The sequence below is a fragment of the Xanthomonas sp. 3058 genome, from assembly GCF_014199765.1.
Taxonomy (GTDB): Bacteria; Pseudomonadota; Gammaproteobacteria; order Xanthomonadales; family Xanthomonadaceae; genus Xanthomonas; species Xanthomonas campestris_B.
Window position 1 is genome coordinate 225183 of the sequence record NZ_JACHOF010000006.1, and the last position, 10368, is coordinate 235550.

Here is a 10368-nt window from a genome sequence, read left to right on the forward strand (position 1 = left end):
CGTGCAAAACGGCTGTCCTGCCGTTTTGTCATGGACGCATCACCGTGTGCGCCACCCTGCGGGCGGCTGCGCCGTGCAAAACGGCTGTCCTGCCGTCTTGTCATGGGCGCACCACCACAATGTCGTTGGTCTCCGGGAACTTCATCCCGATGCGCGCACGCGCGACCTGATCGACCCGGTTGCTTTCCGCCCAGGTGGCCTGCTCCAGCTGCAGCCGGCCGAATTCGATATTCAATTCATCGCGCGTGTGTTCGAGCTTGGACAACTGCACGAACAACTTGCGATGCATATGGCGCATGTACACCACCCCGATCGCCGAGGCGATGCTGCAGGCCAGCAGCACGATGAGCAGCAGGCGGCTCATTGGGCGTCTCCTTGAGACGCCGGGATTGGTGATTGGAGATTGGAGATTCGCTCAACGCGCTTCTCCAATCCCGAATCCCGAATCCCGAATCCCAGCTTCTCAGCCACCCGCAATACCGCGCTGCGGGCGCGCGGGTTGATGTTCAACTCGGCGTCGTCGGCCTTGATGGCGCCGCTGATCAGCTGCAGCGTCGGCACGAACGGCTGCGCTTCGGGCAGGCGGCGATTGCTCGGCGGGGCTTTCGCGTAGCGGGCCATGAATTGCTTGACGATGCGGTCTTCCAGCGAGTGGAAACTGATCACCGCCAGCCGGCCGCCGGGCTTGAGTGCGCCCAGGGCGGCGTCCAGGCCGGCTTCCAGATCGTCCAGCTCGCGATTGATGTAGATGCGGATCGCCTGAAAGCTGCGCGTGGCCGGATGGGTCTTGCTGTCGCCACGCGGCATCACCGAGGCGATCAGCTCGGCCAGTTGCGCGGTGCGCAGCAGCGGCTGTTCGGCGCGGCGCGCCACGATCGCGCGGGCGATGCGGCGGCTCTGGCGTTCTTCGCCATAGGTCCACAGCACGTCGGCGATCTCGCGGTCGCTGGCATGCGCCAGCCACTCGGCCGCGCTCTGCCCGGCCTCCGGGTCCATGCGCATGTCCAGCGGGCCGTCCTTGCCGAAACTGAAACCGCGCCCGGCCACGTCCAGCTGCGGCGAGGACACGCCCAGATCCAGCAGGATGCCGTCGACGGTCGCCGCGGCGACCACCTGGCCGAGCCCGGCGAAGCTGCCGCGATGGATGGACACGCGCGCATCGCCACCGAACGTCTGTTCGGCCACCGCGATCGCTTCAGGGTCCTTGTCCATCACCAGCAGTCGACCTCCCGGGCCAAGGTGTTGCAGCACGCCACGGGCGTGACCGCCACGCCCGAACGTGCCATCGAGATACGTTCCGTTTTCGGTCACCTGCAGGCCATCCAGAACCTGCGTGTACAGCACCGGCACGTGGGCCGCCGGCGGCTGCGACACCGGGTGACCGGGCTGCGCTTCACCGCGCATCCGGGCACCCCGGCTCACAACCTGAGATCGAGCAATTCATCGCCCAGATCCCCGTCAGACAATGTCTGCTGGATCAGTGCGCGATGTGCCTGCTCGCTCCAGAGTTCGAATTTGTCGCCCATGCCCAGCAGCACGGCCTTTTTCTCGATGCCGACCGCATTGCGGTGGCTGGCCGGAATGCTCAGACGGCCATTGGCGTCCAGTTCCAGCACGGCCGAAGAACCCACCAGTTTCTGCTGCAGCGTGCGGATCACGCGCTGGGTATTGGGCTTGGACATCACATCGTCACGCACCCGCTCCCACTCCTTTTCCGCATACAGCCACAGGCATCCTGCTTCGAACGGGTTGTAGGTGAGCACCAGGCGATTGCCGCTCACACGCGTGACGAGGTCGCGGTATGCGGTTGGCACCGCCATCCGCCCCTTGTCGTCCACCGTGATGGCAGTCTCGCCCTGAAACACCGAATGCAACCTCGAATACCCGCTAGGGGGATCATTGAACCACGAAAAACCACAAAACACCTGGTTTTCCCTCCGATGCCCACCTTAGCAGTGCGTCAAAGGTTGTCAACAGTTTTCAAGGTCGCAAATCGCCAGTCGCATCAATGAGTTGCAGCACTCTTTAGAGACTTGTTCAAAGGTTATCCACAAGTTGCTGTTTCGTCTCAGATTTTGAGATTGAACGAAAATTCAGGGGCGTGAAGGCCATGTAAACTCGACCGCCATCTCACTTCACATTGCGCCAGTGACGGATGGGCGACTGCGCAAACCGGCGACAATGGCCGGCATGTGCCTGGTCGCTCTTGCCTGGAAAACCCACCCCCGTTGGCGCTTGCTGCTGGCGGGCAACCGTGATGAATTCCACGAACGCCCGACTGCGCCCCTTGCGCGCTGGGAGCCACCGGCCGATGGCGTGCTGGCAGGCCGCGACCTGCGCTCGGGCGGCAGTTGGGTAGGCCTTGGCAGCGACGGGCGGGTCGCGGTGGTGACCAATGTGCGTGACCCGCTCGCCACCGCGTCCGGGCGCTCGCGCGGTCATCTCATCGCGGACTACCTGGCCGGCAGCCTGGACGCGGCCGTTTACGCCAGCGACCTGGCAACGGCCGCGCACGCATTTCCGCCGTTCAACCTGTTGCTGTGCGACGCCGAGCGCTGCCAACACCTCAGCAACCACCCGCCGCTGGCACGTAGCCTGGCGCCGGGCATCCATGGCATGTCCAACGGACCGCTGGACGTGCACTGGCCCAAGACCACCACACTGACAGGCGTCCTGCGCGACTGGTGCGCCAACGGCAGCGACGACCTGCAACCGCTGTGGATCGCCCTGGGCAACCCCGCCATCGCTGCGGACGACGCCCTGCCGCACACCGGCGTCGACCTGGCCACCGAGCGCCTGCTCTCGGCCGCCTTTATCACCGGCGCCGGCTATGGCACCCGCGCCAGCACCATCGTCGCGGTGGACCATCAGGGCAGTGGCTTCATCCACGAACGGCGCTTCGGCCCCGATGGAATCTTCCAGGGCGAGACACGGCTGGACATCGTCGGTACGCGTTGACACCGCGCAATCATGCGCATAGCGTGCGCATAAATGACGGAGGCCCATCATGAGCCGTTACTACGACAGTTCCGCGCAAAAAAAGCCGCTGAACCTGACCATCAACTCGGACCTGGCCGCGCAGGCACGGGCGCTGACCGGCAACCTGTCGGCAAAGGTCGAAGAATTGCTGGCCGACTACGTCACCAAAGAGCGCGACAGCCACAGCGCCAGAGCGATGGAATTGCAGCGCGCTGCAAGCGAATGGAAGACCTTCACCGAGGCGCACGGCTCCTTCGCCGACGAGTTCTCCACGCTATGACCGACCAGTTCGATGTCTACGCAAACGTCGGCCAGAACAGAAATATCCCTTACGTGGTGGTCGTCCAGTCAAAGATCTTCGACGCCTCACCCCGCCGCGTCGTCGTGCCGCTGGTCATCACGTCCACCCACTCCCCGACCCCATCCCGCTTCACTCCGGAACTCACCGTCGCCGGCCAACGTGTCATCCTGCAACCCCTGGAAATGACCTCGGTGCCGCTGGCAGTGCTCAGCCAACCTGCCGGCTCCCTGAAAGACCAGGGCCAAACCATCATCGACGCCCTGGACGAGCTGTTCACCCGCTCATTCGGTTAAGCGCCAAACATGGCAGCAGGGGAAGCATCAACGCATCATCGGCCGCGAGAGCGAAGCCCAAGTCCCAGACGATGAAATAGACCGCGAGGGCGAAGCCCAAGCCACGTAAAAATAACCGCAGCACCCAGATCGCATTGATCGCAGCCGAAGCAAAGAGCCCAGCAAAGCACCCGAGTGCAAGCCCCCTTGAGTCAAGGGGGCGCGGCGACAGCCGCGGGGTTCTGGCATGCCCGGAGCGGGACCCGCGTTTTGTACCGCCACCGGCGGTACGAAGCGTGGGCGCCTTAGCTTTGGGCGATGCCCAAAGCAAGGCGGCGGAGCCGGCCGATAAGCCGGGTTCTGTCGTGGACAGTCATTCGTCTAGGCGCTACGTCACCGCAGCGCTCAAGCAACCTACCCGGATCCAGCGCGGGCCACGCCAATGGATCCCTATTTGGTCTTGCTCCAGGTGGGGTTTGCCGTGCCGGTCCGTTACCGGACTCGCGGTGCGCTCTTACCGCACCATTTCACCCTTACCGGCTCCCCGAAAGGAACGTAGGCGGTATCTTTCTGTTGCACTTTCCGTCGGCTTGCGCCGCCCAGGCGTTACCTGGCACCTTGCCCTATGGAGCCCGGACTTTCCTCGGCACTCTTGCGAGTGACGCGACTGTCTGGCCGACTCCGCCGGGGCGCACTATACGCGCTATCGCCAGACCACGCCCCGTCCGTCGCTGTCTTCGGCGTACAGCACAACACGTTCGAACTGATGTGCGAACAACCATCCCGCCGCCTCGGCTGGCACCGCGAGCTGCGCGTGCGAAGGTGCCCTCGGGCAATAAATCAGCAGCGCGACGGCATCTGCATGCGCGCGATATCCCTCGATCTTCGTGTGCTTTTGCAGAATGCATGTCGACACCTGCAACTGAGTGAGTGCGGGCACTTCAAAGACGCCACCTCCGAACACGTCCGCTTGAGTAGCTGGCCAAAGTTGCACATGTCTCAAAAATGCGGGGAGCCCTTTCCTGATGACCTGATTGCCTTCGATCAGTCTCGACTTCTCGGACAACAGATGCTCCACCTGTTCAATTGCGTCTGGAAGCTTGGGGAGCGGCTGATCTGTAAAACCAAGACTGATCTGTACGCCAGGCAGACGCTGCGCCAATCGCGGCTTCAGCGACGCTAGTAATTTTTCACGCGCCCGAACGCGCGCTTTTCCATCCGGTCGCAGAAGCTGGGTGATCTCGACGGCATAAGTTGAGCCATCGGCAATGCGAAAACGGATGTCTGCTGCGGGCTCCTTGGGCTGTTCTATCACGCCGATCTGCGGCGGAAATGCATCCGGCCAGCTCGCCAAGACGCACTTGAACTGACGCAACTCCAGCGCCTTCTTCTTCTCCTCGGCAGTCGTTGTATCAGCCATTACCGCCATACAAGGCCTTCCGCGGCGCACCGGTCAGCTCGGCCGCCAGCTTGGCGGCCGTGGACGGGGGCAGGTGTTCGGCGAGCTTGGCGTAGACGCGGCGGCCTTCGGCCAGTTGGCCTTCGGCGGCGTCGGCGGCGCCCTGCACCATCACCACAAACTCGCCCTTGCGCTGGTTGTCATCGGCTTCGACCTTGGCCTGCAGCTCGGCCAGGGTGCCGTCGAGCACGGTTTCGAACAGCTTGGTCAGCTCGCGGGCGATCACCGCCGGGCGGTCGTCGCCGAAGGCGAAGCGCAGGTCGGCCAGCGACTCGACGATGCGGTGCGAGGATTCGTAGAACACCAGGGTGCGGGTTTCACCGGCCAGGTGCGCCAGGCGCTCGCGGCGTGCGGCGCTCTTGGCGGGTAGAAAGCCCTCGAAGCCGAAGCGGTCGCTGGGCAGGCCGGCCACGCTGAGCGCGGCGATGGCGGCGCAGGCACCGGGCACCGGGCTGACCCGGATCCCGGCCGCGCGGGCGGCGCGCACCAGTTTGAAGCCGGGGTCGCTGACCAGCGGGGTACCGGCGTCGCTGACGATGGCCAGCGATTCGCCCTCGCGCAGACGCGCGACGATGCGCTCGGACATCGCTTCTTCGTTATGGTCGTGCAGGGCCAGCAGCGGGCGGTCGATGCCGAAATGACCGAGCAGCTGACGGGTGTGCCGGGTATCTTCGGCGCAGATGGCCGCCACGCCACGCAGCACCTCCTGCGCACGCGGCGACAGGTCGGCCAGGTTGCCGATCGGCGTGGCGACCACATGCAGGGTTCCGGGGGACGTCATCAACGGCATTCCATAGGGCAAAGGGTAGAATCGTAGCGTTTTTAACGGCCCGCCCCGGCAGGCCCCGTCCAATGGATCTGAAATGAACAAGCGTGTTGCAAGGATCTCCGCCCTCTCGCTGATGGTGATGCTGGCCGCCGGTTGCGCCACCAGCAGCGTCACCCAGACCGCCTCGCCCACGCAGAGCGCAGCGCTGGCGTTGCTGGACCAGGGCAAGCCGCGCGAGGCGGCGCAGCAACTGGAAGCCGAGGCGGCCAGCGCCAGTGGTGCGCACCGCAGCCGCTTGCTGGCAGCGGCCGCGTTCGGCTGGCACGACGCCGGCGACAACGCACGCGCGCGCACCCTGGTGGCGCAGGTCACCCCGCGCCATCTCACGGGCGAAGACCGCGCCCGCTTCGCGCTGTTGACCGGCGAACTGGCGGTGATCGACAAGCAGGCCGCGCAAGCGCTGCAGGCCCTGGGCGACAGCCCGCACGGCCTGCCGCAGCCGCTGCAGACCCGCTGGCTGCTGGCACGCGCCGCCGCCCTGGAAGCCACTGGCGACCTGTTCGCCGCCGCCGCCGACCGCGCGCGCGCCGATGCCAGCCTGACCGGCACCCCGCGCAGCGAGAACCAGCGCGCGATCGTGCGCCTGCTGGCCGCGCTCGACGACGCCACGCTGAAGGGCCGCACCGCCGCGCTGCCGACCGGCGATCCGCTGTACAACTTCGCCGGCCGCGCCTTGATCAGCCGCGGGCTGGCGCTGCCGCGCGCGTTCGATCGCGACGCGCAATGGGGCTTTGACACCAGCAAGCGCCCGCCGGCCGAACGCGATGGCTATCGCCCGCCGATCAAGCTGGGCGTGCTGCTGCCGCTCAGCGGCAATCTGGCGACCGCCTCGGCACCGGTGCGCGATGGCCTGCTGGCCGGGTATTACGCCGAAACCCGCCGCCGCCCGGAACTGCGCTTCTTCGACACCGCCGGCACCGCCGCCGGCGCCAACGCGGCCTACGACAAGGCGGTGAGTGCCGGCGTGGACTACGTGGTCGGCCCGCTGGGGCGCGACGAAGTCAGCGCCGTGTTCGCGCGCGGCCAGCTTGCGGTGCCGGTGCTGGCGCTCAACCGCCCCACCGACAACAAGGCACCGCCCAGCGGCAGCGCCGGGTTCTCGCTGGCGCCTGAGGACGACGGCATCATGGCCGCCGAATATCTGCTCTCGCGCGAGCGCCGCAACGTGCTGATCGTCGGCACCAGCGACGACAACGGCAAGCGCACCATCAAGGCGTTCCGCGACCGCTTCACCGAACGTGGCGGCACCGTTGCCGGCAGCATCAGCGTGGCCGAGGTGCCGGGCGATATCGGCGCGCAGCTGCGCAACTACGGCACCGCCGATGCGGTCTTCCTGGTGGTACGCGGCAACACCGCGCGGGCGCTGGCGCCGCAGTTGGCATTGAGCGGATTCGCCGGCAAGTCGCGCGTGGGCACCTCGCAGTTGGTGGCCGGCACCGGCAAGGTCGACGACGACCTGGTGCTGGACGGCATCGTCTACCCGAGCGAAACCTGGACCGCCCTGGGCGTGTCCGGCCTGCCGGCCTCCAGCCAGGTCGCCAGCATGCTGCCCAGCGCGCGCGGTCCGGGCGCACGCCTGTTCGCGTTCGGCTACGACGCCTGGAAGATCAGCGCGTATCTGGAAAAACTCGCCACCGGTGCCGACGGCGGGCTGCGCGGCGCCACCGGCACCCTGCACCTGGATGGCTTCGGCAACGTGTTGCGGACCCCGGCCTGGTCTACCTTCAACGGTGGCCGCCCGGTGCCGATCGCCGACGGTCGCTGACGCCATGCCGGCGGTGCGTCAGCAGCGCGGTGCGGCAATCGAAGCATCCGCGCGCGCGCTGCTGGAACAGGCCGGCCTGCGCCTGGTGGTCGGCAATGCCAACTACCGCGGCGGCGAACTCGACCTGGTGATGCGCGACGCGCAATCGCTGGTGTTCGTGGAAGTGCGGTATCGCCGCGATGATCGCTTCGGCGGCGGTGCGGCATCGGTAGACCGACGCAAGCGGCGCAAGCTGGTGCTGGCCGCGCAGTTGTTCCTGGCTTCGCATCCCGCACTGGCGAGCTTGCCATGCCGCTTCGATGTGGTCGAAGCCAGCGGCGAGCCGCCGGTGCTGCACTGGATCCGCGACGCCTTCCGCGCCGACGATTGCTGACAACGGCCGAGGTTCGATGCCCACCATCCTCACCCACGCGGCGGTGCCACTGGCGCTCTGGTGCGCCAGTGAACGCGGCCGCATCTCGCCGCGCTTGCTCGGCGCCGGCATCGTTGCGGCGATGCTGCCGGATGCCGATGTACTGGCGTTTGCGCTGCATATTCCGTACGCGGACGCGTTCGGCCATCGCGGCGCCAGCCACTCGCTGTTATTCGCGGCGCTGGTGGCGCTGCTCGGTGGCGCTGCGTCTCGCCTGTTGCGCGCGGATGCGTTGCAGGCAGCGGCATTCCTGTTCGTCTGTACCGCGTCGCATCCGTTACTGGATGCGATGACCTCCGGCGGCCTGGGCGTTGCGCTGACATGGCCGTGGAGCGAGGCGCGCTGGTTTGCGCCGTGGCGGCCGATTCGGGTGTCGCCGTTCGCCAACGGTTTCTTCAATGGGCGCGGCCTGGCCACGCTGCTCTCCGAGCTGCGCTGGGTCTGGCTACCACTCACCGTCGCAGTGCTGGGGTGGAAATGCATCCAGCGTGCGGCACCACAGGATCACGCGGCATGACCGATGCACTTCCCACCGCGCTGGCCCAACTGCTGGCCGCACGGCTTGGCGCAGATGGCTGGCTGACCGGCGACGACGCGCGTCGTCGCTACGGCGAAGACGATTCGCGCCGCTGGGCATTGCCTGCGGCGGTCGCCTTGCCGCGCGATACCGATGACGTGGTGGCGATCGTGCAGGCCTGTCGCGCGCATGGCGTGCCGATCGTGGCGCGTGGCGCGGGCACCGGCACCACTGGCGCGGCGGTGCCGTTTTCCGGCGGTGTGGTGGTGTCGATGGCGCGCATGAACCGCATCCTGGCATTGCGCCCGGAAGACCGCTGCGCCGTGGTGCAGCCTGGCGTGCTCAATGGCGATCTGCAACAGGCCTTGCAGCCGCATGGGCTGTTCTGGCCGCCGGATCCGTCCAGTGCGGAGATCTGCAGCGTGGGCGGGAATTTGTCCACCAATGCCGGCGGCCCGCGCGCGGTGAAATACGGCGCCACCCGCGACAACGTGCTCGGCCTGGTGGCGGTGACCGGCACCGGCGATGTGATCCGCTGCGGCGGCGCGTACACCAAAAATTCCACCGGCTACGATCTCACCCACCTGCTGGTCGGCAGCGAAGGCACCTTGGCGATCATCGTCGAAGCGACCTTGAAGCTGACCCCGCGTGCGATTGCACAAGCCGGCTTGCGCGCGCTGTATCGCGATGCCGCCAGCGCTGCGGCGGCGGTGTCGCGCATCATGGCGCAACCGACCACGCCGACGATGCTGGAATTCATGGACGCCAGCGCGATTGCGTTATTGCGTCGCAACGGCAGCGACGTGCCCGAAGCAGGCGCGATGCTGTTGATCGAAGCCGATGGCGATCACGACACCCTGCCCTACGCATTGCAGGCCTTGCACGACGCCGCCGATGGCGAGGGCGTGTTGAGCCTGGACGTGGCCGCCGATGGCAGCGCGCGCGACAAGTTGTGGGCCGCGCGCCGCGCGCTGTCGCCGGCCTTGCGTAGCATCAAGCCGGGCAAGATCAACGAGGACGTGGTGGTGCCGGTCTCGCGCATCCCTGAACTGGTAGCCGGCGTGGAAGCGCTTGCCGCCGAATTCACATTACCCATCGTCGCCTTCGGCCATGCCGGCAATGGCAACCTGCACGTCAACATCATGTACGACCCGGCCGATGCAGACGAAGACACCCGCGCCCATGCCGCACTGCCGCGCCTGTTTACGCTGGTGCTGTCGCTGGAAGGCACGCTCTCCGGCGAGCACGGCATCGGCGTGGCCAAGCGCGACTTCATGGCCCAAGCCTTCAGCGCCCCGACGCTGGCGGCGATGCGCGCGATCAAGGCGGCGCTGGATCCAGATGGGATCTTGAATCCGGGCAAGGTGTTGCCGGACGCCTGAGCGACCGCATGCCAACGCAGGTCGTCACCGCGCGCCAATGCCGTGGCGGCAATGCGCTCACGCTGCACGAGCAGCGCGCGATACGCGGCCATCCACGCCACCACCCACGGTTCGACGATCGCGGTATTGCCTGCGTCGGCCAGTTCCGGGTGCTGCGCCAGCACTGCCGCCAGCCCGGCCATCATTTGCAGCGTGCATTACCAGTCTTTGGCCGAGCGCGGCTTCAACATGGCGAGCAGGTCAACACATAACGCCCGGAGCGAGGAGCGACCTGGTCACGCTTAGAGCAGCTAACAAAACCTAGCGAGCGCCTGTCAGTGAGTGCAGTGGTTTTGTCGGCCGTATCTTGGTGGATGCACGACGTCCCCCCGATTTTGAGTAGCACGCCAGTTTGGAGTCCAATTCCCTACCCCGAAGGAGATTGGACGTGAAGAAACGTTTTACTGACGAGC

13 protein-coding genes and 1 other RNA gene are annotated in these 10368 nt (G+C 66.3%); 8 read left to right on the forward strand and 6 right to left on the reverse strand.

All coding sequences use genetic code 11. From position 1 onward, the window contains the following. Nucleotides 1-100: 100 nt before the first annotated feature. Genes ftsL through mraZ form a run of 3 tightly spaced genes read right to left on the reverse strand, consistent with a single transcriptional unit; the run spans nucleotide 101 to nucleotide 1874 of the window. Entirely contained in the window at nucleotides 101-364 is a 264-nt protein-coding gene (gene ftsL / locus GGR61_RS10910; protein WP_005991913.1) for a cell division protein FtsL, read from the reverse strand. Further along, nucleotides 361-1404: a 16S rRNA (cytosine(1402)-N(4))-methyltransferase RsmH gene (gene rsmH, locus GGR61_RS10915; protein ID WP_184621392.1), complete on the reverse strand. Its 1044-nt coding sequence runs from the start codon at nucleotides 1402-1404 to the stop codon at nucleotides 361-363. Before rsmH ends, ftsL begins: the two co-directional genes overlap by 4 nt. Before the next feature lie 14 nt (nucleotides 1405-1418). Further along, a complete protein-coding gene (mraZ, locus tag GGR61_RS10920; protein WP_011260238.1) occupies nucleotides 1419-1874 on the reverse strand; it encodes a division/cell wall cluster transcriptional repressor MraZ in 456 nt (151 codons plus the stop codon). A gap of 316 nt (nucleotides 1875-2190) precedes the next feature. Here mraZ and GGR61_RS10925 point away from each other — a divergent pair, with 316 nt between their 5' ends. From GGR61_RS10925 to GGR61_RS10935, 3 genes are read left to right on the forward strand one after another with little or no spacing between them, the layout of a single operon-like run. Beyond that, nucleotides 2191-2958, forward strand: a complete 768-nt coding sequence (locus tag GGR61_RS10925; protein ID WP_184621382.1) for an NRDE family protein — start codon at nucleotides 2191-2193, stop codon at nucleotides 2956-2958. 49 nt (nucleotides 2959-3007) lie between these two features. Then, on the forward strand, nucleotides 3008-3259 hold the full coding sequence (locus tag GGR61_RS10930; RefSeq protein ID WP_184621383.1) for a type II toxin-antitoxin system CcdA family antitoxin: 252 nt from the start codon (nucleotides 3008-3010) through the stop codon (nucleotides 3257-3259). Next, complete coding sequence (locus GGR61_RS10935) at nucleotides 3256-3573, forward strand: CcdB family protein (RefSeq protein WP_184407376.1); 318 nt, start codon at nucleotides 3256-3258, stop codon at nucleotides 3571-3573. Before GGR61_RS10930 ends, GGR61_RS10935 begins: the two co-directional genes overlap by 4 nt. Nucleotides 3574-3885: 312 nt before the next feature. Here the strand turns inward: GGR61_RS10935 and rnpB are convergent. The 3 genes from rnpB to rsmI all read right to left on the reverse strand — a co-directional run bounded on the left by rnpB (nucleotide 3886) and on the right by rsmI (nucleotide 5792). After that, an RNA gene (rnpB, locus tag GGR61_RS10940) (RNase P RNA component class A) lies at nucleotides 3886-4235 on the reverse strand. 20 nt (nucleotides 4236-4255) lie between these two features. Continuing rightward, on the reverse strand, nucleotides 4256-4474 hold the full coding sequence (locus GGR61_RS10945; RefSeq protein WP_184621393.1) for a hypothetical protein: 219 nt from the start codon (nucleotides 4472-4474) through the stop codon (nucleotides 4256-4258). A 490-nt stretch (nucleotides 4475-4964) separates the two neighbouring features. Further along, nucleotides 4965-5792: a 16S rRNA (cytidine(1402)-2'-O)-methyltransferase gene (gene rsmI, locus GGR61_RS10950; RefSeq protein ID WP_184407377.1), complete on the reverse strand. Its 828-nt coding sequence runs from the start codon at nucleotides 5790-5792 to the stop codon at nucleotides 4965-4967. 82 nt (nucleotides 5793-5874) lie between these two features. Here rsmI and GGR61_RS10955 point away from each other — a divergent pair, with 82 nt between their 5' ends. The 5 genes from GGR61_RS10955 to GGR61_RS10975 are packed head-to-tail and all read left to right on the forward strand — an operon-like array spanning nucleotide 5875 to nucleotide 10167. Continuing rightward, on the forward strand, nucleotides 5875-7605 hold the full coding sequence (locus tag GGR61_RS10955) for a penicillin-binding protein activator (protein WP_260287510.1): 1731 nt from the start codon (nucleotides 5875-5877) through the stop codon (nucleotides 7603-7605). A 4-nt stretch (nucleotides 7606-7609) separates the two neighbouring features. Next, nucleotides 7610-7978 carry a YraN family protein gene (locus GGR61_RS10960; RefSeq protein ID WP_184407378.1) on the forward strand — a complete coding sequence of 123 codons (369 nt, stop codon included), beginning with the start codon at nucleotides 7610-7612 and terminating at the stop codon, nucleotides 7976-7978. A gap of 16 nt (nucleotides 7979-7994) precedes the next feature. Next, nucleotides 7995-8534, forward strand: coding sequence for a metal-dependent hydrolase (locus GGR61_RS10965; protein WP_184621384.1), 540 nt, complete (start codon nucleotides 7995-7997; stop codon nucleotides 8532-8534). After that, entirely contained in the window at nucleotides 8531-9916 is a 1386-nt protein-coding gene (locus GGR61_RS10970; protein ID WP_184621385.1) for an FAD-linked oxidase C-terminal domain-containing protein, read from the forward strand. Before GGR61_RS10965 ends, GGR61_RS10970 begins: the two co-directional genes overlap by 4 nt. Nucleotides 9917-9924: 8 nt before the next feature. Beyond that, nucleotides 9925-10167, forward strand: coding sequence for a hypothetical protein (locus GGR61_RS10975; protein WP_184407381.1), 243 nt, complete (start codon nucleotides 9925-9927; stop codon nucleotides 10165-10167). Nucleotides 10168-10368 lie beyond the last annotated feature (201 nt).

Bases quoted from the DNA above. Each gene is read 5' to 3' on its own strand.
- GGR61_RS10955 (WP_260287510.1), top strand. From the start codon at position 5,875: ATGAACAAGCGTGTTGCAAGGATCTCCGCCCTCTCGCTGATGGTGATG.
- GGR61_RS10970 (WP_184621385.1), top strand. From the start codon at position 8,531: ATGACCGATGCACTTCCCACCGCGCTGGCCCAACTGCTGGCCGCACGG.
- GGR61_RS10975 (WP_184407381.1), top strand. From the start codon at position 9,925: ATGCCAACGCAGGTCGTCACCGCGCGCCAATGCCGTGGCGGCAATGCG.
- rsmH (WP_184621392.1), bottom strand. From the start codon at position 1,404: ATGCGCGGTGAAGCGCAGCCCGGTCACCCGGTGTCGCAGCCGCCGGCG.
- GGR61_RS10960 (WP_184407378.1), top strand. From the start codon at position 7,610: ATGCCGGCGGTGCGTCAGCAGCGCGGTGCGGCAATCGAAGCATCCGCG.
- ftsL (WP_005991913.1), bottom strand. From the start codon at position 364: ATGAGCCGCCTGCTGCTCATCGTGCTGCTGGCCTGCAGCATCGCCTCG.
- GGR61_RS10935 (WP_184407376.1), top strand. From the start codon at position 3,256: ATGACCGACCAGTTCGATGTCTACGCAAACGTCGGCCAGAACAGAAAT.
- GGR61_RS10930 (WP_184621383.1), top strand. From the start codon at position 3,008: ATGAGCCGTTACTACGACAGTTCCGCGCAAAAAAAGCCGCTGAACCTG.
- GGR61_RS10925 (WP_184621382.1), top strand. From the start codon at position 2,191: ATGTGCCTGGTCGCTCTTGCCTGGAAAACCCACCCCCGTTGGCGCTTG.
- rsmI (WP_184407377.1), bottom strand. From the start codon at position 5,792: ATGACGTCCCCCGGAACCCTGCATGTGGTCGCCACGCCGATCGGCAAC.
- GGR61_RS10965 (WP_184621384.1), top strand. From the start codon at position 7,995: ATGCCCACCATCCTCACCCACGCGGCGGTGCCACTGGCGCTCTGGTGC.